This window comes from Haloferax sp. ATCC BAA-644, assembly GCF_000336975.1.
In the GTDB taxonomy this organism is placed as follows: domain Archaea; phylum Halobacteriota; class Halobacteria; order Halobacteriales; family Haloferacaceae; genus Haloferax; species Haloferax volcanii.
Genome location: NZ_AOLF01000013.1, coordinates 244,678 through 264,389 on the forward strand (window position 1 = coordinate 244,678; position 19,712 = coordinate 264,389).

Consider the following 19,712-nt stretch of genomic DNA (forward strand, 5'->3'; position numbering starts at 1 on the left):
CAACACCCGACAGCGGCGTCGCTCGCTCATCTGCAGGTGCGGCCGCGTAAAAAGTCGAAGTTCGAAGTCGGGCCGCCGACGAGACGGCTTACGCTTCGGTCTCTTCGTCGTCGACGTCGACTGCGACGTCGCCTTCGTCGACGCTGACGGCGGCTTCCTCTTCGGCCTCGACCTCTTCGGGACGGGCTTCGAGGGAGAACTTCTTGACCTCGACGCGGCGCAGGGGGTAGATGACCTTCGCGTCGCCGTAGATGGCCGACGAGAGGCGACCCTGTCTCTTATACACATCTCTGAGCGGGCTGGCNGAGTTCCGTCATGATGCGACGGATTTCGTGTTCCTGGCTCCGGTCTGCCTTCTTCGTGGTGAAGGCGACAGGCTGGAGCTGGACGCGGTAGTCGTCCTTGGTGATGGCCGTGACGTTGGCCTCGATTTTGGACGCGCCGCGGCGGACGAGGCTCCGGAGGTAGTCTCGGGTGAGCTCCTGCTGGATGAACTCGGTGTAGGCGGCGTCGCTGCCCACGTCGGTAATCTTGAACGTGAGCTTGACGTTGTTCGCGCCCTGGTCGTCGTTGAGGTCGCCGAGGGTGGACTCGACGGTGCGACCGCTGATCTTCTCGGGTTCGTCCGCGAAGGTCGAACCGAGTTCCTTACGGTCGAAATTCTCGGGAGCGATGACGGTGTACCATCGCTTTCCGCGCTTCTGCTTGGAGACGGATCGTTCACTCATGGTTAGTGTCTGTGTGCGTTCGTGTGGCTTCGATGACGGTCTCGGCGACCGTCACGTTGACGACGTAGTCATCGACCGTGGCGTGCAGGCCGCCGGTCGAATCGCGTTCGATTGTGGTGACGAGTTCGTCCCCCTCGACTCGGCTGTGCATCGACTCGGTGTTGTCCGGTTCGAGCGCGCCGGCGACGATGTCGGCGTCGTCGTGGGTCGTCCGCAGGGTCGCACGCCGGCTCATCGGCGCACCTCCCTGACGGCCGCGACGACATCGCTCGGCTCCGCCGCGGAGTCGAACGTCATCGTCGCCTCCGACGGCGACCCGGTCGCGGACGCGGCCGGCAGGTCACTCGCGGCCGCGGCGAGTTCCTCGTCCAGTCCGGCGGGGCCGGTCGAGACGAGGGCCGCGGCTCCGACGCCGACCGCGAGAACGGTCGGCTCGGGCGAGCGGAAGTCGCGGGCGAGCCTCGCCACCGTGGCGAGTCGCCCCGGCGACGACAGGTCACAGGAGAGCGCGTAGAGGCTCTCGTAGCGGCCCGTCGTCGCCTCGCGGAGCGCGGCGTGGGTCGCCTGCGCGTGGTCGCGCCACGCGTCGAGCGCGGCGTCGCGAACGTCGTGTCCGAGCGCCAGCGCGACGGCGGTCCCGGGCGACTCTCGGACGGTCGCGTCGAGCACGTCGGCGAAGCCGCCGACGGTTTCGAACGGTCCGTTCGGAGTCACTTCCGGGCCCAAAACGCGCTCGACGGCGGTCGCCGCGCGGGCGGTCGCCTCGCCGCTCGTCGCGTCGATGGCGACGAGGGAAGCGACGCGCCTGCGGGCGTCGGCGTCGAGTTCGGCCGGGAGCGACAGTTCGGCGAGGTCCGCCTGCGCGCGCTCCCTGTCGGCCGAAAACGGCGCGTGGACGAGCGTCGAATGCGCCAGCCCGTCTGCGAGGTCGCCCGTGGGGACGGCCACGCCGGGTCCGGCTTCGACACCCGCGTCGGCCGCGGCGTCCGCGAGGTCGGTGTCGTCGTCCGGCGATTCGCCGGCGGCGTGGAGGCCGGCCAGCGCGACCGCCGGGTCGGGGTCGACCCCGAGTTCGCGGACGACCGAAACGGCGTCGTTCGGGTCGAGTTCGAGGTCCGCATCGGCGTCCGACAGTCCGACGACTGCCACAACGTCGTCGTGTGCGACAGTGTCCGGGGCGTCGGTCGCGCGGATGCGGAAGGGGACGTCGAGTGTCCTGAGCGCCCGTCCGATGACACCGGCGGCCGCGACAGCGGCACCGCTCCCGTGGACGCGGAGGCGAACGAACGTCGCCTCGCGCAGGGTCGCGGCGGCATCGGCGGCGGGTGTCTGTTCGGCGGGGCTCACGGACATTCAGTTATTCTTCGAGGAGTTCGACAGCGACGTCGTAGCTGTACGTGAAGTCGTCGTCGAGCTTGTCGCCGCGGTAGTACGAGACGAGGCGGCGAATCTTCGACTCCGTGTTCTGGAGCGCGCGACGGTTGGACTTGTCCTGCTGGTTCTCCTCCATGTGCTCGCGGAGGCGGACGGCGCGCTCCATGAGGTTGCGGAGGTCCTCGGGGAGGTCGCCTGCGGCGTCGTTCTCCTCGAGGATGGTGGTGACCTTCTTGCCCGTGGCGAGCTTGACGTCGGGGACGGGAACGCCCTTGACGCCTTCGTCGCGCAGGGACAGGCCGATTTGGCTCGGGTCCTTGCCCTGTTCTGCCAGTTCGACGACGCGGGCTTCGATGTCAGCCGCGTCGACGTCGCTCCACTCCGGTGCTTCGTCTGCCACCGGCTTGTCCGAGCTGGACGAGCCACGGCGGCGGGTGTGCATTCGTGCCATTGTTGCGGGTTGGAACCGCACTGACCGCAGAAACGAGTACCCCGCAGTCGTATCACCGACTACCGGGGCACTACCGCAATCCCAAGCCCAAACGGGCGAAGTCAGATTTGCGGCCGTGCTGGATTCCCATCGGGTTGTCCACGCGCGCCGGGTTAAACCGTTTCGACTCGGGCCCGACTCGCCCCGGTCGGAATCGAAGGGCTTCTAAACGGGCGACGGCTATCGGAGGGTGCGGGCTCGTAGATCAGGGGTAGATCACTCCCTTGGCATGGGAGAGGCCCCGGGTTCAAATCCCGGCGAGTCCATCAACTTCTGTCGATACCACCGGCGAGCGAAGCGGGCCGCGTGTATCGACTGTATTGATGTCTGTTCGAGACGGGATTTGAGCAGCGAGCAACGCGGAGCGTTGCGAGTGAGTTCAAATCCCGTGAACTCCGTTCACGACCGTTGCAAACCTCCAGTTTGCTTAGTCCCGGCGAGTCCATTTCTGAACGAAGTGAGGAAATGACGAGACGAGCGCTCGCCGTAGCGAGCTACCGCAATCGAACCGTTGTGGCTGAAACGTATCGAGACAGGGCGTTAGCGCCCGTCTGAAACCTCACGCCTCGTCTTCGTCTTCGAACACGCTCATGTCCTTCGCCGCGAGGTCGGTGACGTGCTTGACGATTTCGGGGTCGACCTGCGCGATGTCGTCGCCGTCGTGGACCTGTTCGTTGTGGCGCTCGATGGCGTCCGCGACCTCCGAAAGCGGAACGCGAGTGGTCGTGTCGCAGGCCTCGCACACCACCGGAACGTCGGGAGCCTCGTCGTCGGTCATACCGAGTGGTTCCGCCAGCGACGGAAAAAACGAGTCGGTTCGTCGCCGCCGTCGTGGTCTGGAGTGTTCGCCCGCCCACGCGGTTCCCCCACAGCCGTCGAACGATTCGAAGCCCTTATTTATTCGACCGGGAAATGGATGATTGCGTTTGAGGGCTCGTAGATCAGGGGTAGATCACTCCCTTGGCATGGGAGAGGCCCCGGGTTCAAATCCCGGCGAGTCCATTTCTGAACGAAGTGAAGAAATGGCGAGTCGAGCGCTCGCTGTAGCGAGCGTGTGGATTTGAATCCCTGGAAGTCGCGCGGAGCGAACATCGTGAGCGAGCACGTCTTGCTCCGGGTTCAAATCCCGGCGAGTCCACTCACTTCCTTCCGTCGCTTCGCTCCGTCAGTCGTTCGTGGACTCGCCGACGTCCCGCTCGCTGCGCTCGCGGGACTCCCGGCGAGTCCGCTAATGTCTCTCTGAACTTCCGACGAGTCCACTGTTCTGCTCGACGGTCGCGTGAACACGTCTCTCGAACGAGTCTACTTACCGGACTGTCAGGTACCCCGCGACGTTTTCACCCCGCATCTCCTTCAGGTAGGTAATGAGCGGTCGCCCCCGGGTTCCACTGGTCTACCGCGTCGTCAGAGACCGGACGGCGCAGACCTCACCGATTGCGGTGGTGCTCCTGTTAGCGGTGACGGTCGCCGGAACGACCGCCGTCGTCGCGCTCGGGGGCACCGCCCTCGACGAGACGGAACAGGCGTCCCAACTGACGCGCGCCGAGCACTCGATGACGCTGTTCGACTCGCGGGTCGCTATCTCCGCGCTCGGCGAGGGCGAAACGCAGTACGTCGACCTCAGCGGCACCGGCGGCGGTTCCTACGTCGTCGACGACGACAGCGGCCGACTGAGCATCACGCACAAGAACTACACCGACGCCGGCGACGACCAAGAACTCTACAACGAATCGCTCGGGAGCGTCGAGTACCGCAACGGCGACGCCCGCATCGCCTACGAGGGCGGCGGCGTCTGGCGCACGCAGGGCGGCGGGACGACGATGGTCTCGCCGCCGGAGTTCCACTACCGCGGTGCGACGCTGACGCTCCCGGTCGTCCGTGTCTCCGGCGACGGGTCGTCGTCAGGTGACGTGTCGGCGCGGGTCGCGGCGACCAAACGTGCCCGGAGCATCTATCCGAACGAGACGGCGGCGTACAACGAGACAGCGGGCAGTTACGACAACCCGGTCAGTAACGGCACAATCGTCGTGACGGTCCACAGCGACCACTACCGGGGGTGGGCGGGGTTCTTCGAGTCGCGGAGCGAGGGGACCGTGACGGTCGATGACGCCAACCAAACCGCGAGCGTGGAACTGGAGACCCTCGGCCTCGTCGGCGAGTTCCAGATGCCGAACGAGGGCACCTCGGTCGACGTGCGCGGAATGGCCGGGAATCACAACGTCTCGGCGTTCACGCTCACGCTCTCGAACGACCAACACCTCCAGAACATGGAGTGGGGGATGTACTACGACGGCGACCAGCGCGACCTCGAACTCCACGTACAGGCGGACGACAAGTGCAAGGGCGGTAGCTACGACGGCACGTTCGACCTGACGCTCTACTACGCCACCGAAGACGGCAAGTACCACGGCTGGCAGGCGACCGACCTCGACCCGGACACGAGCGACGCGGTGAGCATCGACTGCTCGCTGAGCAACCCCGAACTCAGCGTCGACTTCACCAGTTCGGAATTGATGACCTACGGCGACATTCAGTCGGACAAGGGCTTCGGTAACCAGAACAAGTGGCAGTTCGCCCCCGAGATCACGGACGGCGAGGCCTACGACAGCGTCACCTTCGACGAGCACGCCGCCGACAGCGGCCAGACGTTCTCGAAAGCCGACGGCGACACCGCCTCGATGGAGTTCGTCGTCAACCACTACTTCTCGCTCGCCGCGCCGCAGTTCGAACTGACCGTCACTGACGGGCCGGGCAACAGCCAGAGCGTCGACGAGTCCGGCTCGCGCGGCGAACTCGACTACGACCAAGCCGAGGGCGGCCAGTTCATCACCTTCCTGCACGTCACGGAGAACGAGGTCGAAGTCGACGTCGAGTGAGCGGGTCCGCCCGCCCACCCGACGGTCGCGGTCCGAGTCGGGTCCGGGTCCGGTTTCGACTCAGTCGGCGAACGTCATGTCAACCGATGTCGAGACGACGTGAACGCGGGCCGTCCCGTTCACGTAACACGAGACGCTCGGGTACGCGTCCGGCGGCTCAACCACACCGTCGCAGGTCACGTCGGGGCGGCTCGATAGCTCTCGTTCCCAGAGCGCCGCCCGCGGGGAGCGAACGGTCAGGTTCACGTCGTACGAGCCCTCGGTCCGCGCGGCCAACACGTCGCTCGCGGCCTTGTCGGCCCGGATGAGGAACGTCCCAGACCCGCCGACGGCGGTCGTCGCCTCCTCGTCGGGCCGCGTCACGAACGCCGGAATCAACACCCGCTCGTCGGTGAGCACAAGCGAGGGTCGTCGGACGAACGTCCCGGTGTCGCCGCGGGTCCGGAAGAGCGCGTCGAACGCGTAGACGACCTGCTCGTCGCTGGAATCGCTCTCGTAGACGATTGGCGACACCTCGTACGTGTTGGTGAAGTTGACCGACGGGTCTCCCGTCCGCTCGCCGGAGACGACGAACTCGACGGGGCGATCGAGCGTCAGGCTGGCGTCCTGAAGCTTCACCTCGGTCGCCCGACTCGGCGCGCCGCGGTCGGCGATGTCCTCCATGTTGTCCCCGAGGATGTCGAGGGCGCGTTCGGCGTTGTTGACGCGCTCGACGTCGCGGGCGTCTTGGAGGCCGGTCATCCCGACGGCGGTGACGAGGCCGACCATCGAGAGGACGATGGCGAAGACGAAGACGAACCCGAGCGTGTCGCTCACGGCGCGGTCGCTCACGACGCCACCTCCACGCCCGAGGCCGGGTCGTAGGTGATGGTCACGTCGCCGCCGTCGACCCGGCTCGCGACCAGCGAGGTCTCCGTCTCCACGGAAACGCGGACTGTCACCTCGGGGTCCGTCGAGGTAAGTACGAGTTCGTTCGACGCCGGCAGCACCTCGATGGTGTATGTCGTTCCAGCGACCCTCGGTGGCAGCCGAACCGTCGCCTCGACCCGGGACTCGCCGGGAGCGGCCCCGATTCGGTCGACCGATTCGATGCCGGCCGCGAGCCGGTTGCCGACGACGTCGAGTTCCGTCTCCGTGACTCGCTCGCGCTCGTCGGAGACGAACCCGCCGGCGGCGACCAGCAGCCCCGAGATGAGGACGACCGTGATGGTGAGCGTGAGGACGTAGCCGAGCGCCGTCGAGACGCCGCGGTCTCCCCGGTCGTCCGGAAGCGTCGGCGGCGTCACGCAATCTCACCCGGGGCGACCCGAAGCTCTCGGTAGACGTACGTCTCGCCCGACTCGTAGACGTACGAGACGGTGACGGCGTACAGCGCCTCCTGTGCGACCGGCGACGACCCGCTTCCCGCGGGTTCGTACTTCGTCGCGTCGAAGACCGTGGCGTTCGTCTCGTTCACGTACAGTTCGTAGGTCCCCTCGGCCTCCGCCGCGTTCCGATACGAGACCGTGACCGGGCCGTCGAGGTCGGTGTGGACCGCGTCGAGCGGGTCGCAAGCGGTCCCGTTGAGTCGGCCATCGGCGACGTCAATCGTGACGTAGTCACCCGCGTCGGCCGCGACGCTACAAGTCGTCTCCACGCCACCGGCGTCCTCGACGGTCACGAAGACCCGAGACGAGTCGCGGTAGACCGCGGTTTCGACCGCGTTCGTCTCGCCGTCGACGACGAGGTGGAACGACGACGCGTTCGACGTCGAAAGCGAGTCGCGCGAGACGTTGAACCGGACGCCGCGGACGCCGACATCGCTCGCGAGCGTCCAGTCGGCCGTCTCGTTCCTGTCCGTGAAGTTCCGCGCCGCGTCGGACTGGGAGATTCGCGTCCCCTCGACGGGGTCGGCGTGGTCGACGTACGAGGCGTCCGTCGCGGCCCCCCTGACTGCGGCGAGCGTCGCGGCCCCGTCGCTCCAGTTGCCGAGCGTCTCGTCGAACCCGTCGGCGAGTTCGCCGTACGTGCCGCCCTCGCGGTTGACCTCGTCGAGGAGCGTCCCCGCTCCCGCCTCGACTGCGCCGCCGTGATTCACTGCGCCGTCGAGGTTCGTGTCGGTCGTGCGCGTGGCGAGGTTTTCCGTATAAATCGCGGTGTTGAGCGTCAGCGCGAGGCCGACGAGGAGCACCGCGATTGCGAGCGCGGCGACGAGCATCAGCTGGCCGCGGTCGTCGCCGCCGAGACGCGGGGGGTCGTCAGCCGCGTCGCTCGCGCGCTCGACCGCGTCGGTCACATCCGCCATACGACCACCTCCACGTCGACGACGGCGTAGAGCGGCCCCGCGCTCCCGTCCTGTATGAAGTACGTCTCGTCGGTCTCGGCGGCGACCGAACCGAGCGTCTTCCGCGTTTCGACCGCGCGGGGGTCGCCACCCGGCGACGTGCCCGGTTCGGTCAGCGCGTCGTCGTCAGCGAGCGTCACGAGCCGGGTCCGCGAGACGGCGTGGTCGCTCGGCTCGCCCATGTACACGAGGCGGGTCGTCCGCCTGACCTCCCGGTCGCGCAGGTAGTGCAGGTAGACGTTGAACGCGATGCCGCGGTCCAAGAAGGACTCGTCGAGCATCGCCCCGAAGGCGGTCGGCGGGCCGCCGTCGACGTAGTAGCCGCGCGCGTCGATGTCGTAGAAGCTCCCGTTTTCGGGGTGCGTGAACAGCACCGTTCGCTTCAGCGCGCCGGTCTCGGCGGCCGCCGTCAGGACGCCGTCGGCGACGGCGGCCTGCTGGTTTTCGATGTGTTGGCTCGACGTGCTCGCGGTCAGGGGCGTCACCGCGGTCACCTGCAGCGCGAACGTGACGCTGGCGAGAAGCACCATCGCGGCGACGATGGCTTCGAGCGCGTGGGCCTGTGCGCGAGACACGGTCACCACACCCTCACCGATAGCTCGTGGAGTTCTCCGTCAAGGAGGACGGCCCGCCGGGCGGTGACGACGCTCCGGGTGGTCGGAACCGGCTCGCCGGTCGTCTCGACGACGCTTCTGTTCTGTGAGAGCGTGACGTTGAGCCCGTAGGACGCGCCGATGCCGGTCGCGGTGTTGGGGTCGGCGCTGCCGTAGTCGCAGTCCCCGGGGGGCTCGTCGGGCGAGTCCCCGTCGAAGAACGCCTCGGTGCAGACCGGGTCGAGCACGTCGGGGTTCTCGTCGTCGACGAGCAGGCGCTGGGTGAGCGAGTCGGCGGCGCGGTTGGCGACCAGCGGGCGGTCCTGTTCGGCCTCGAAGGGGTCGAGAATCTGCGGGATGGTGCCGACGACCCACGCGACCGCGAGGAGGAAGATGCCGACGCCGACGGCGAAGTCGATGGTCGTCTGGGCGCGGGCGCTCCGACCGCTCGTCTCGCGTCGCTGTCGGCGGTCGCTGTCGGCGTCGCGGCGGTCGCCGGCCCCGCGCCGACCGCGTCGCCGCATCAGCCGACCACCATCCACACCGCGAGCGACAGCGTCTGGAGGATGACGACGAACTTGACCCCCGAGAGGAGGTCCGCGTTGCGGATGTAGCCGCTGATGAACCCCGAGAGCATCGCCTGGATGGTGACGCCGTGGAAGAACAGAAGCGACAGCAGGTCGGGGTCGATGCCGCCGCCGAAGCTCGGGCCGCCGGTCGTCGCGCCGCCGGAACTCGACGCCTGCGAGGAGAGCCCGGCCATCACGTCGAGGAACTGCGTCTTCAGGATGGCCATCACCGCGAGCAGCGTCACGTACGTCATGAGGATGATGGCGACCTGCATCCGGGTCCGCGAGATGCGCTCGCGCTCGATGTCGTCTTGGTTCTCGGAGGCTTGGGCGGCGGTCGTCAGCACCTCGGTAATCTGGCTCGACGCCTCCTGGGCCTTCGTGATGAGTTTGACCGTCCGGGCGAGCCGCGGGATGTGATACTTGTTGTTGAACTCGACGAGCGCCTCCTTGAGGCTCATCCCGTAGTGGACCTTCGCGTGCATCACCTCAAACTCGTCGGCGAGTTTCCCGGAGGAGGTGTCGGAGACGGTCTTGACGGATTCGAGGAGCGTCTGGCCGGTGTCGTTCGCGCTCGACAGCTTGCGGAGGTTGTCGGAGAGCTTCCCGGTGATGGCCGCCCGCGAGTGGACGTTCCACTCGTGGAAGGCGGTCAGCGGCACCGCGACGAGGTAGACCGGGACGTAGAACCAGATGAACGTCCCCCAGACGGGGTTGGCAATCATCCCGTCCCACGTCGTCGGGGCGGCCCCGCCGGCGACGGAGACGCCGAGGAGCGCGAGCGCCGCCGGCACCGTCAGCGCGAGAGTGAAAAGCGGATGCCGCTTGAAAAACAGGTGCGGGCGGCGCAGGAGCTCCTTCGTCTTGAACGTCCCCTCGCGGGACTTGATGCGCGAAAAGAGGCTGAACTCGCCGACGTAGCTCTCGACGAGCCCCATGTGGACGAGCCCCTCGCGCTGTTGGCCTTGCAGGCGGTCGCTCTCGTCGTCGGGGCTGAGAAAGCCGTCACCGATTTCGTCCTGTTTGACCGTCGAGACGAGGACGAGGAAGCCGACGCCGGTGAGCGGGATGAGGCCGTAGACCGTGGCGTACAGCAGCCTCGACTGGGCCTCCCCGAGCATGCTCATGATGACGAGGATGATGATGAGAAGCAGCGGAAACAGCGACAGCGTCATGTACATCTCGCCGAACAGCTCCATCGTCTCCAGCGTCTGTTCCTGCTGTTGTTTGGCGGTTCGGAGGTGCTTGTCCTTCTTGTCGTCGAGGAAGCCCTGCATGTCGCCGCCGGAGTTGACGATAGAGAGCATGTCCGTCAGGAACTGCGAGAGCTCGTCCGAGGGGGTCAAAAGCGCCTGCTGGCGGATGGCGTTGCGGTAGTCGGTCCCGAAGTACTCCGTCTCCTGAACGATGCTCTGGAACTCCCGGGAGACCTCGCCGTAGGTGTCTTCGGCGCGGGCCATCGCCTCCAGAATCTCCAGTTGGTTCAGCCCACCCACGGAGAGGGCGTACATGAACGAGACGGCGTCCGACAGGAGCATGTTTATCTCGCGTTTGCGGGCGGACGCCGTCGAGTACGGGATGGCGACGAGCGTCCCGAACCCGCCGGCGAAGCCGAGCGACCCGAAGACGAACCCCGAGACGACGACCGCCGCGGGCATCGCGAGCGACCGGAGCGTGTCCGCCGTGGCCTCGCTCCCGACCGGAATCCCGAGGCTCACCGAGTCCGCCGAGACGAGCCCGAGCGCGAAGACGCCGTAACCGACGAGCATCCCGACGAGCCACGACACGAGGCCGACGAGCACGCCGACCGCGAGCGCTCGCGAGAGGTAGAGTTCGACGGTGTCGGGCATCCGGGCCTGCTGGAGTTTCGTTTCGATGTCGGAGACGAACTCTCCGTCCTCGTCGAAGAGGAGCTGAAACAGCGGGTAGAACGCGTCTCCGAGGGTGTCGGTACTGCGGTCGAGCCCGCCCGAGGTCTTCGAGTCGAGATTGCTCATCTACGCTCCCTCGCCGGAGTCGGAGCCGCGCTCGTCCGCGTCGTCCGGGGGGTCGTCGGCATCGACCGCCTCGAACCCGCCCCACGTCTCGTCTTCGTGGCCCCCCTTGTCGTTTCGGCTCGGTTCGTCGTCCGGGTCCGCGGTCGACCCGGACACCGACCCCGATTCCGGCCCCGGTTCCGCTCCCGACTCCGATTCCCCCTCGATACCGAACGCGCCGAAGAAGTCGTCGAGGTCTGCGCCGTCGTTGGGGTCGGAAAACGAGACGCCGTCGTCGTTGAACCCGAACGGGCCGTCGTCGTCTCCGAAACCTCCCGGTTCGTCGTCGGCGTCGGTGTCGTCAGGGTCGGTGTCGTCGGTGTCGCCCTCGTCGGCGTCGCGTCCCGCTTCCAGCGCCGGCGTCTCGCTCTCGCCGTCAAGCGACGAGGGGCCGCGGTCGCCGTCGACTTCGGGCGTGTCGTCGCCCGCGTCCAGTTCGGCCCGGTCGCGCCCCTCGTCGAGTTCTGGGTCGCCGCTCGACGCGTCGAGCGAGTCGAGTTCGTCCCGCTCGCCGGGGGTCGCCTCCACGTCCGGGGCGTCGCGCATGTGGTTGAGCGCCTCGGCGACCTCGCCCACGTCGCGGTCGCGGTAGTCGGGGAACAGTTCGTCTTCGGCCCGGCGGAGGATATCCTTCGCCAACTGCCGGACGTGTTCGGGCGGGTCGGGCCGGGGGACCATCGCCTCGCTGTCGGGGTCGATGTTGATGTGCACCGATTCCATCTCCCGGAGGTCTTCGAGACTGCGTTCGAGGTCGTCGGTCGCCATCAGCCCGAGGATGGTGTCCTGGTCGTTGATGAACGCCTGGAACGTCGCGGCGACCTGCGTGTAGGTGTTGAGCCCGCGGTCGATGAGGTACGCGAGGACGACCTGTCGCTTGAATATCTCCAGTTCGACCGTCTCCTGATTCCAGCCGCGGTCGAACTTGATCTCTTCGAGCGTGTTCGACGAGCCCATCTGGAGGAACTCGTCGGTCTCGGCCTGCCACTGATAGACGTCTTGGACGTTAATCTCGTCGTTTTCGGGGTCGTAGTGGTTGATTTCGGTGAGCGATTTGTTCCGGCGCACCTTGTTGCCGCCGACCCGCGTCGAGGTCTGGATGGACACGAGGTCGAGGGCGGTGAACATCGTCTTCGAGACGTTGATGGGCGCGGTCGTAAACCGCTTGAGCACCTCCCCGACCGAGTCCGCGTGGAACGTCGTGTACGTGGTGTGACCCGTGGACATGACCTGAAACAGCGTCCGCCCCTCCTCGCCGCGAATCTCGCCCATGACGATGTAGTCGGGGCGCTGGCGGAGGGCGGCTTCGAGCAGGTCGAACTCGTCCACGTCGCCCTTGTCGTCGTCCGCGAACGACGGCCGGGTGACGGAGGCGATCCAGTTGCGCTGGGGCAGTTCGACCTCGCGGGTGTCCTCGATGGAGACGATTTTCGTGTTCGACGGGATGAAAAGCGAGACGGCGTTGAGCGAAGTGGTCTTCCCGGACGCAGTCCCACCGGCGAAGATGAGGCTCTTGTCGTTCTCGATGCAGAGCCAGAGGAACGCCATCTCCTCCAGCGAGAACGTCGACCAGTTGATGAGGTCGATTGGCGTGAAGGGAACGTCCTTGAACTGGCGGATGGTGTAGTTCGTCCCGTGGTCCGACACCTCGCGGCCGAGCGTCAACTGGGCGCGCGACCCGTCGGGGAGCGTCGCGTCCACCTGCGGGCGGCGCTTCGAGATGCCCTTCCCGGAGCGCTGGGCGAGTTTCACGACGAAGTCGTCGAGTTCGCCCTCGCCGTGGTAGATGTTCGAGATGATCTGCTCGTAGTCGGAGTGGTAGACGAACACCGGCGAGTTGTAGCCGTCGCAGGAGATGTCCTCGACGTTGATGTCGTGTTTGATGCCGTCGATGCGCTCGTAGCCGATGAAGTCGCGACGGAGGTAGTACTGGAGCTTCCGCACCTGGTAGTCGTTCAGGACGTCGGCGTCGTCCGCGAGGACCGCGGACTCGGGCCGGGCGGCGATGCCGTCGATGCCGCCGAGCGGGTCGTCCTCGTCGGCGGTTCGCGCGCGACCGCCGAAGACTGAGTTCAGCCCCAACCGAGAACCGAGACCGCCGAACCGCCCGGAAGTCGTGGCGGTCGTCGAACCGTCGGCCGACGAGCCGTTGCCGCCGCCGAAGAGACCGCCCAGTCCGAGCCGGGACGCGAGGCCCGACGACTCCGCCGCGCCGTCAGCGTCAGCGGCCGCGGCGGCGGTCGAACCGTCGTCTCCGGCCGCCGCGGACGCAGACGCCGACGCCGGCGGGTCGTAGAGGTCGTACCGCGAGAGCAGTTCGTAGGTCTCGGCCTCGATGACCCGCCCGCGGTTGTCTCGGCCGCCCTCGACGACGCTGTCGTCGCCGTACTTGATGGCGGTTCGGAGCTTGTTCGTGAGGAACTCCGTCAGGTCGTCTTCGATGCGGTTCAGGTGCGGTTCGACGACGTAGTACTTCTTTTCGTTCTCCTTGACGGAGTGGAAGACGATGACGAACGCGTAGGGCTTGTTCACCCAGTAGCGTTCGACCTCGCGGAAGTGCGTCTTCTTCTCCATCGGGACGGCCTTTTCGAGGTCGTAGCGGTTCGCCAGCGTGGTCGTGCCGTCCACGCTGGAGAAAAACGCGTCCTCGTCGAACTCGGGGTCGACGTCGACCGTTCGTTCGTCGACGACAGCGGCCAGCTCCCCGGCGCGCTGGCCGGCCCGCGCGACCGCGTTCTCGATGTAGTCGGGGTCGAAGCCCAGCGCCGCCTCGCCGTCGAAGGGGACGATTTCGCCCGCCGAATCCTGCGGGCGAGCGCCGTCGTCCTCGTAGTAGTACTCGCGTTTGTAGTGTTCCCACAGCCAGACGCCCTTGACGACGGGCGTCGTCTCGGGGTCGCAGAAGGCTTCGAACTGCTCACTGAGGTTCTTCGCGTGCGCGCCGCGATCGCCCACGAACGCCGCCACGTCGACCGGGTGACAGTCGAGATACTCCTCGGGGTCGAGGTCGACGCGGTCCCAGTCGGCCCGGGTCGGCGTCGACGCCGACCCGTCGTCGTCTTCCCACCGGGACGTGCCGGGCGCGTCGCGTTGCGTCCGCGGGTCGGTCCCGTAGAGGGATTCGACATCGCCGTCGCTCCCGTACTCGTCGAGAAAGTCGGCCCACGTGTACGACCCGACGCGCGCGTTCGACGCCTGCTTCGGAGCGGCGTCACTCTCCGCCGGCGACGTCACATCACCGGATAACGCCTGTTGGTCTCCGCCGTCGGCGTCGTCGGTTGCCATTGTCACCGGGTATTCGGGCCGATGGAAAAGTCTTTTTCCCAATTAACTCACAATTTAAGGTCTGTTTAAGTTCTATTTTTATACTCGTTTATATGTAGTCGGTTCTGGACACCGCCCGGACGCGCCGTTAAAGTAGGGGTTTATCCCCAGCAGAGTCGGCGTGTGGCGTGAGTCCCGCGAGTGAAACGAGTGGAACGCGGGAACGGCAGCGTCAGGAACGACGTAAGAGAGTCTGACGTGGCGGGATTGAGCAAACACGGAGCGTTTGCGATGTCCATCACGGCCGCGGAGCGAACGCAGTGAGAGAAGCGGGCGTGGCGGGATTCGAACCTCGGTCGCAACTCTGCGAGTTGCTCCCTGATTCGAATCCCGTACGGGCGTTCCGACACGCCTCGCTGTCACTCGGCGGTCTCCACGGGCGTGACGGGAGTCCCGCGAGCGAAGCGAGTGGGACTCAGGAACGCCCGCTGAACGAACGCAGTGAGAGAAGCGGGCGTGACGGGATTCGAACCCGCGATCGAGAGGTTAGGAACCTCTCGCCCTGTCCACTAGGCCACACGCCCCACGGCGCTGTCTCTCAGGATCGGCCAAAAATCGCGTGGTTCGCGCTGGGCGGACAGAAGAGAGAAAGTGAGCTGTGATCAGTTCGACGATTCCGTCGAAACCGAGTCGGTCGAAACCGAGTCGGCGGAACTCTCGCTGGTCGCGTCGTCTTCGTCTTCGTCGTCGTCGCCCGTCATGTCCTGCAGTTCGTCTTCGATCTCTTCGCGCCCGCGCTGGAACTCGCCGATGGCCTGCCCGGAGGACCGAGCGAGCTTCGGAATCTTGTTCGCGCCGAACAGCAAGACGACGATGAGCAGCACGACGAGCAGCTCGGGCCCGCCCGGGAGACCCGGGAACAGTGGGGTGATGGTCTCGAACATCTATTTCTGCGTTACCTAGTGGCAATTATAGGCTTTTTGCCTTCTACGGGTTCTGGAAAGACGGAATATCGGCGCGTCGGAACGCCCGCATCCGCCGAATCGACGCGTCTCGGCGCGTCACTCCTACGAAAAGCTTGTGGCCGGTGTGTCGAGCGCAGTCGGTCGGCCGCTGCGGCGGCGACCGGCGAGTCCGCCGTCGGCGGTTCCCCTGAATTTCCGCCGACGGTGAAATAATGTGGGCGGAGTCGAATGCCTCCGTATGGTATCAGTCGGCGACGCCGCCCCGGACTTCACCGCACCGCTCACCGACATCGACGGCGACATCGAGTCGTTCACGCTCTCCGAGAATCTCGACGACGCGCCCATCGTCCTCGCGTTCTTCCCCGCGGCCTTCACCGGGACGTGCACCACCGAGATGTGCACGTTCCGCGACCAGATGGCCAACTTCGAGGACGTCGGCGCGACGGTGTACGGCATCAGCATCGACACGCCGTTCACGCTGACGGAGTTCGCCGAGCAGAACGGCCTCAACTTCGGCCTCATCAGCGACACGAACCGCGAACTCGTCGACGCCTACGACGTGGCGATGGACTTCGCGGGCCTCGGCGTCAACCGCGTGGCGAAGCGCGCGGTGTTCGTCGTCGACGGCGACGGCGAGGTCACCTACGCGTGGGTCAGCGACGACCCCGGCGTCGAACCCGACTACGAGGCGGTCGAGGCCGCCGCCGGAAAACTCGAAGAGCCGAGCGAGGCCGCGTAGGACCAAGACACAGCGTGACGTGGTAGCGCACCTGATTCGGAGCCCAAGTCCTTTTCTCTCCGTGCGACTACCTTGCGGGTCATGAGCGATACCGAAGACACCCTGAACGGCGGCCGCGTCTACGACCCCGAGGCGGACCACGCCTTCCCCGACGAGAAGCTCAATGAGGTGCTCCCCGTGCTCCTCGACGACGAGGAGGTGACGACGCTCCTCGAAGCGCAGAACGTCAACGCGGTGACGCGCAAGGGCTACAACGACCACGGCCCGAAGCACATCGAAATCGTTCTCAACCGCGCACTCCGGCTGTACGACCTGCTCAAGGCCGGCGGCTGCGAGTTCAACGGCGCGGCCGAACAGGGGCTCGACGAGGCCGACGAGGCGGTCATCATCGCCCTCGCGGCGCAGCTCCACGACATCGGTCACATCGTCCACCGCGACAACCACGCCTACTACTCGATTCCGCTCGCGTCGGACGTGCTCGACCGCTTCCTCCCCGAGTTCTACGACCTCGCCGACGCGGTCCGCATCAAGGCCGAAGTCCTTCACGCCATCCTCTGTCACCACCGCGAGGAGGACCCGCTCACGCTCGAAGCCGGCGTCATCCGCGTCGCCGACGCGCTCGACATGGAGCGCGGCCGGTCGCGCATCCCCTACGAGAAGGGCGGCCGCGGCATCAACACGCTCTCCAGTCGCGCCATCAAGGACGTCGTCCTCAAGCCCGGCGACGAGTCGGCGGTCCTCGTCGAAATCGAGATGCTCAACGCCGCCGGCGTCTATCAGGTCGACAACCTCCTGAAGGCGAAACTCGACGGCTCGGGCCTCGAAGACCACGTCCGCATCGTCGCGGTCAACACGAAGTCCGACGACCGGCTCGTCGAGCGCATCGAGCTCTAAGCGGCGCTGTCGAATCGGGTATGAAAAAGGCGAGTCGGTGTGTGAACCGGGCGGGGCGGCCCCCGCGGTCGGTCGTGTGCCTCAGTCGTTGGACTGCGCGAGGCGCTCCGCGCCGCCGACCGAGAGCTCGCCGCTGAGGGTGCGGTTCGGGTAGGGGATGTCGATGCCCTCCTCGTCGAACCGCTCTTTGACGGCGGTGACGTACTCGCCGCGGGTCTTGACGAAGTCGGCGCGGCTGGGCTGGGAAATCCAGATGCGCGACTTGAGCGTGACCGACGAGTCACCGAGTTCGGTCAGCCTGACCGACGGCTCGGGCGTCGTCATGATGCCGTCGTGCGCTTCGGCCTCGTCGAGGATGATGTCTGTCGCCTGCTGGATGTCGTCGTCGTAGCCGATGCCGAACGGCACCTGCAAGCGGAGTTTGTCCTTCGCGACGGGGTTTTTGATGACGCCGTCGGTGAGCTGCGAGTTCGGCACGGTGAGCAGTTCGTTGTCGAACGTGCGAACCCGCGTCACGCGGAAGGAGATGTCTTCGACGATACCGGAGTTGCCGTCCCATTCAATCCAGTCGTTGATGCGGAACGGCTTGTCGGTGAAGATGAAGATGCCGGCGACGAAGTTGGCGATGACGTCCTGCATGGCGAAACCGATTGCGAGCGTCGCGGCCGCGCCGATGGTGGCGAGCGACTGCAGGATGTTGCCGAGGCCGGCGAACGCGAACCCAGCGCCGAGGGCGACGAACGCCACGACGAGGGTCGCGATTTTCATCAGGGGCTTTTTCGCGTGTTCGTCCGCGCCGCGCCGGTCGAGGACGCGGTTGAGCGCGGACGACACGACGGCCTTGCCGACGATGTAGACGACGGCGAAGCCGAGAACGAGACCCAAGAGCGTCCCGAGCGTCTCGGCGTACGGGACGTTCTGCTGGGTGAGTATCCGGCCGACAGCACCGCCGTCACCCTGCAGTTGGAGCGGGACTACGAGCGCGTTCATCGGTGGTAGACCGCTGTCTTCCCCCGCGTCTCTATCAGGTCCGCGTTCACGCGCTCCGCGAGATCCGCGGCGGCCTCGTCGACCGTCGTGCCCCCGAGCGCCGCCCGGAGGAACTTCGCTTTCACGAGGTTCCGGTCTGCCAGCTGATCGTTGAGTTCGCCGACCACCGATTCGATGCCGCTCTTACCCACCCAGACGGTCACGTCGAGGTCGTGGGCCTCCTTCCGAAGCTCCTGCGTGTTCATGTGTGGCCTCCACTATGTGCCAGAGGGCTTCAATAGTAAGGCTTTGGCGGCCGTTTGGTTGTCGTACACACGCGGGAACGGGGCGATTCTGCCGAAATCGCCGTCGGGCGGTCAGTAGGGATAGCGCTCCGTCGCCCCGCAGTCGCACCTGACGACGACGTGGCCGCCGGCGCGGGTCCGGACGCGGGCGTTGACGCCGGGGCGGAGGTAGGCGTCGCAGTCGTCGCAGGTGAACCGGCGGAACGCTTTGGGGAGGCCGCAGCGGTTCCGCTCCGCGACGCGACGGGCGAGGCGGACGTACTCTCGGGCGCGGTCGTGGTCGCGGTCGCTCGCCGCCTCGCGGGCGAGGGCGTGGAGTCGGTCGATGCGCTCCTCCGCGATGTTCATACACGTTCGGGCGAGCGGCCCGGACAAAGACGTTCCGAACCGCGACGCGGGACCGACACCGAGGAACCGAAGCCGATACTGTGATACCCCGGCCGGAAAAACGGCGACTGTGCGCGTCCTGAACTACCTCGAGTTCGCCTCGCAACTCGAACGCAGCGGCATCGGCACCGCCACCGACCAGCAGCGGGCGGCCCTCGCCACGACCGACGTGGAGGTCGTCACCTCCCCGTGGCCCGAGTCGGTCGCCGCGAGTGCCGCGAGCCTCCTGCGGGGCGACGGGGTCGTCCGCGACTACGACGTGGCCCACTGCAACCTCATCGGTCCCGGCTCGCTCGCCGTGGCCAGACACGCCAAGCGTAACGACATCCCGCTCGTCCTCCATTCGCACGTCACCCGCGAGGACTTCGCCGAGAGCTTCCGCGGGTCGACCGCGGTCGCCCCCGCCCTCGGGAAGTACCTCAAATGGTTCTACTCGCAGGCCGACGTGGTGCTCTGTCCCTCCGAGTACACGAAGCGAACCCTCGAATCCTACCCGGTCGACGCGCCGATTCGCCCCGTCTCGAACGGCGTCGACACCGAGGCGCTCGACGGCTTCGAGGACCTCCGAGAGGAGTACCGGGCCGAATACGACCTCGACGGCATGACCGTGTTCACCGTCGGCAACGTCTTCGAGCGCAAGGGCCTCACGACGTTCTGCACGCTCGCGCAGGAGACCGACTACGACTTCGCGTGGTTCGGCCCGTACGACACGGGCCCGCACGCCTCGAAGAAAGTGCGGTACTGGGTCGAAAACCCCCCCGAGAACGTCACGTTTACCGGCTGGGTAGACGACATCCGCGGCGCGTTCGGCGCGGGCGACGTCTACCTCTTCGCGACGAAAAACGAGAATCAGGGCATCGCGGTCCTCGAAGCGATGGCCTGCGGGAAGGCGGTCGTCCTCCGCGATATCCCGGTGTTCGAGGAGTTCTACACCCACGGTCACGACTGCCTGAAATGTTCGAGCGACGCGGAGTTCCGCCGGGCGCTCGACCTGCTCGCCCGCGACCCCGACCTCCGGCGGCGACTCGGCGAGAACGCCCGCGAGACGGCCGCCGAGCATAGTCTCGACCGCGTCGGCGACAGACTCGTCGAGACGTACGAGGACGCGCTGGCCGGGCGACTCGAAGGCTGACCGGCGAGATACTCGGCTATCTGGAAGTTGGCACGCTAACACACGACAGTCCAGCGGGAAGTCACAACGGT

At 66.5% G+C, this 19,712-nt stretch carries 19 protein-coding genes, 3 tRNA genes and 1 pseudogene; 6 read left to right on the forward strand and 17 right to left on the reverse strand.

All coding sequences use genetic code 11. The annotated features are described in order from the left end of the window. Window positions 1-88: 88 nt before the first annotated feature. The 4 genes and pseudogenes from C458_RS04980 to C458_RS04995 form a co-directional block, all read right to left on the reverse strand. Window positions 89-728, reverse strand: a pseudogene (locus C458_RS04980) (30S ribosomal protein S3ae). After that, window positions 721-963 (reverse strand): KEOPS complex subunit Pcc1, encoded by a 243-nt coding sequence (locus C458_RS04985; protein ID WP_008573748.1) that lies wholly within the window; start codon window positions 961-963, stop codon window positions 721-723. Before C458_RS04985 ends, C458_RS04980 begins: the two are co-directional and overlap by 8 nt. Then, window positions 960-2,081, reverse strand: a complete 1,122-nt coding sequence (locus C458_RS04990; protein WP_008573751.1) for a hypothetical protein — start codon at window positions 2,079-2,081, stop codon at window positions 960-962. The genes C458_RS04985 and C458_RS04990 overlap by 4 nt, the downstream gene beginning before the upstream one ends. 4 nt (window positions 2,082-2,085) lie before the next feature. Next, window positions 2,086-2,553, reverse strand: coding sequence for a 30S ribosomal protein S15 (locus C458_RS04995; RefSeq protein ID WP_004977438.1), 468 nt, complete (start codon window positions 2,551-2,553; stop codon window positions 2,086-2,088). Window positions 2,554-2,786: 233 nt separating this feature from the next. On the opposite strand from C458_RS04995, the gene C458_RS05000 reads away from it, so the two are divergent. Then, a tRNA-Ala gene (locus tag C458_RS05000) sits at window positions 2,787-2,858 on the forward strand. A 293-nt stretch (window positions 2,859-3,151) separates the two neighbouring features. Here the strand turns inward: C458_RS05000 and C458_RS05005 are convergent. Beyond that, complete coding sequence (locus C458_RS05005; RefSeq protein WP_008573753.1) at window positions 3,152-3,370, reverse strand: hypothetical protein; 219 nt, start codon at window positions 3,368-3,370, stop codon at window positions 3,152-3,154. Between the two features lie 152 nt (window positions 3,371-3,522). On the opposite strand from C458_RS05005, the gene C458_RS05010 reads away from it, so the two are divergent. Further along, window positions 3,523-3,594: transfer RNA gene (locus C458_RS05010), tRNA-Ala, on the forward strand. A 362-nt stretch (window positions 3,595-3,956) separates the two neighbouring features. Then, window positions 3,957-5,468, forward strand: a complete 1,512-nt coding sequence (locus C458_RS05015; protein ID WP_049897021.1) for a hypothetical protein — start codon at window positions 3,957-3,959, stop codon at window positions 5,466-5,468. Window positions 5,469-5,528: 60 nt separating this feature from the next. Here the strand turns inward: C458_RS05015 and C458_RS05020 are convergent, their stop codons facing one another. The 9 genes from C458_RS05020 to tatAt form a co-directional block, all read right to left on the reverse strand. Continuing rightward, a complete protein-coding gene (locus tag C458_RS05020) occupies window positions 5,529-6,299 on the reverse strand; it encodes a hypothetical protein (RefSeq protein WP_008573759.1) in 771 nt (256 codons plus the stop codon). Then, a complete protein-coding gene (locus C458_RS05025) occupies window positions 6,296-6,754 on the reverse strand; it encodes a hypothetical protein (RefSeq protein ID WP_008573761.1) in 459 nt (152 codons plus the stop codon). The genes C458_RS05020 and C458_RS05025 overlap by 4 nt, the downstream gene beginning before the upstream one ends. Further along, on the reverse strand, window positions 6,751-7,752 hold the full coding sequence (locus C458_RS05030) for a hypothetical protein (RefSeq protein ID WP_008573764.1): 1,002 nt from the start codon (window positions 7,750-7,752) through the stop codon (window positions 6,751-6,753). Before C458_RS05030 ends, C458_RS05025 begins: the two co-directional genes overlap by 4 nt. Then, window positions 7,740-8,375, reverse strand: a complete 636-nt coding sequence (locus tag C458_RS05035) for a hypothetical protein (protein WP_008573766.1) — start codon at window positions 8,373-8,375, stop codon at window positions 7,740-7,742. The genes C458_RS05030 and C458_RS05035 overlap by 13 nt, the downstream gene beginning before the upstream one ends. Next, the gene (locus C458_RS05040; RefSeq protein ID WP_008573768.1) at window positions 8,369-8,908 is read right to left on the reverse strand and encodes a hypothetical protein; all 540 of its coding nucleotides are present in this window, start codon (window positions 8,906-8,908) and stop codon (window positions 8,369-8,371) included. The genes C458_RS05035 and C458_RS05040 overlap by 7 nt, the downstream gene beginning before the upstream one ends. Then, entirely contained in the window at window positions 8,908-10,950 is a 2,043-nt protein-coding gene (locus tag C458_RS05045; RefSeq protein WP_008573770.1) for a type II secretion system F family protein, read from the reverse strand. The genes C458_RS05040 and C458_RS05045 overlap by 1 nt, the downstream gene beginning before the upstream one ends. Continuing rightward, window positions 10,951-14,271 (reverse strand): ATPase, T2SS/T4P/T4SS family, encoded by a 3,321-nt coding sequence (locus tag C458_RS05050; protein WP_008573774.1) that lies wholly within the window; start codon window positions 14,269-14,271, stop codon window positions 10,951-10,953. 490 nt (window positions 14,272-14,761) lie between these two features. Further along, window positions 14,762-14,834, reverse strand: a tRNA-Arg gene (locus C458_RS05055). Between the two features lie 78 nt (window positions 14,835-14,912). Continuing rightward, window positions 14,913-15,194: a Sec-independent protein translocase protein TatAt gene (tatAt, locus tag C458_RS05060; protein WP_004063801.1), complete on the reverse strand. Its 282-nt coding sequence runs from the start codon at window positions 15,192-15,194 to the stop codon at window positions 14,913-14,915. Window positions 15,195-15,453: 259 nt separating this feature from the next. On the opposite strand from tatAt, the gene C458_RS05065 reads away from it, so the two are divergent. Continuing rightward, window positions 15,454-15,954, forward strand: a complete 501-nt coding sequence (locus tag C458_RS05065; protein WP_008573778.1) for a redoxin domain-containing protein — start codon at window positions 15,454-15,456, stop codon at window positions 15,952-15,954. 81 nt (window positions 15,955-16,035) lie between these two features. Beyond that, the gene (locus C458_RS05070) at window positions 16,036-16,848 is read left to right on the forward strand and encodes an HD domain-containing protein (protein WP_008573780.1); all 813 of its coding nucleotides are present in this window, start codon (window positions 16,036-16,038) and stop codon (window positions 16,846-16,848) included. An 81-nt stretch (window positions 16,849-16,929) separates the two neighbouring features. On the opposite strand, the gene C458_RS05075 is transcribed toward C458_RS05070, so the two are convergent. The 3 genes from C458_RS05075 to C458_RS05085 form a co-directional block, all read right to left on the reverse strand. After that, a complete protein-coding gene (locus C458_RS05075) occupies window positions 16,930-17,838 on the reverse strand; it encodes a mechanosensitive ion channel family protein (protein WP_008573783.1) in 909 nt (302 codons plus the stop codon). Continuing rightward, a complete protein-coding gene (locus C458_RS05080) occupies window positions 17,835-18,083 on the reverse strand; it encodes a YhbY family RNA-binding protein (RefSeq protein WP_004043775.1) in 249 nt (82 codons plus the stop codon). The genes C458_RS05075 and C458_RS05080 overlap by 4 nt, the downstream gene beginning before the upstream one ends. A 111-nt stretch (window positions 18,084-18,194) precedes the next feature. Further along, complete coding sequence (locus C458_RS05085) at window positions 18,195-18,470, reverse strand: ribonuclease P protein component 4 (protein ID WP_008573786.1); 276 nt, start codon at window positions 18,468-18,470, stop codon at window positions 18,195-18,197. A 109-nt stretch (window positions 18,471-18,579) separates the two neighbouring features. Between C458_RS05085 and C458_RS05090 the strand changes: the two genes are divergently transcribed. Continuing rightward, the gene (locus C458_RS05090) at window positions 18,580-19,641 is read left to right on the forward strand and encodes a glycosyltransferase family 4 protein (RefSeq protein WP_008573788.1); all 1,062 of its coding nucleotides are present in this window, start codon (window positions 18,580-18,582) and stop codon (window positions 19,639-19,641) included. Window positions 19,642-19,712: the final 71 nt, after the last annotated feature.

Coding starts and splice junctions, on each gene's coding strand:
- C458_RS04985 (WP_008573748.1), bottom strand. CDS start 963: ATGAGCCGGCGTGCGACCCTGCGGACGACCCACGACGACGCCGACATC.
- C458_RS04990 (WP_008573751.1), bottom strand. CDS start 2,081: ATGTCCGTGAGCCCCGCCGAACAGACACCCGCCGCCGATGCCGCCGCG.
- C458_RS04995 (WP_004977438.1), bottom strand. CDS start 2,553: ATGGCACGAATGCACACCCGCCGCCGTGGCTCGTCCAGCTCGGACAAG.
- C458_RS05005 (WP_008573753.1), bottom strand. CDS start 3,370: ATGACCGACGACGAGGCTCCCGACGTTCCGGTGGTGTGCGAGGCCTGC.
- C458_RS05015 (WP_049897021.1), top strand. CDS start 3,957: ATGAGCGGTCGCCCCCGGGTTCCACTGGTCTACCGCGTCGTCAGAGAC.
- C458_RS05030 (WP_008573764.1), bottom strand. CDS start 7,752: ATGGCGGATGTGACCGACGCGGTCGAGCGCGCGAGCGACGCGGCTGAC.
- C458_RS05040 (WP_008573768.1), bottom strand. CDS start 8,908: ATGCGGCGACGCGGTCGGCGCGGGGCCGGCGACCGCCGCGACGCCGAC.
- C458_RS05045 (WP_008573770.1), bottom strand. CDS start 10,950: ATGAGCAATCTCGACTCGAAGACCTCGGGCGGGCTCGACCGCAGTACC.
- C458_RS05050 (WP_008573774.1), bottom strand. CDS start 14,271: ATGGCAACCGACGACGCCGACGGCGGAGACCAACAGGCGTTATCCGGT.
- tatAt (WP_004063801.1), bottom strand. CDS start 15,194: ATGTTCGAGACCATCACCCCACTGTTCCCGGGTCTCCCGGGCGGGCCC.
- C458_RS05065 (WP_008573778.1), top strand. CDS start 15,454: ATGGTATCAGTCGGCGACGCCGCCCCGGACTTCACCGCACCGCTCACC.
- C458_RS05070 (WP_008573780.1), top strand. CDS start 16,036: ATGAGCGATACCGAAGACACCCTGAACGGCGGCCGCGTCTACGACCCC.
- C458_RS05075 (WP_008573783.1), bottom strand. CDS start 17,838: ATGAACGCGCTCGTAGTCCCGCTCCAACTGCAGGGTGACGGCGGTGCT.
- C458_RS05080 (WP_004043775.1), bottom strand. CDS start 18,083: ATGAACACGCAGGAGCTTCGGAAGGAGGCCCACGACCTCGACGTGACC.
- C458_RS05085 (WP_008573786.1), bottom strand. CDS start 18,470: ATGAACATCGCGGAGGAGCGCATCGACCGACTCCACGCCCTCGCCCGC.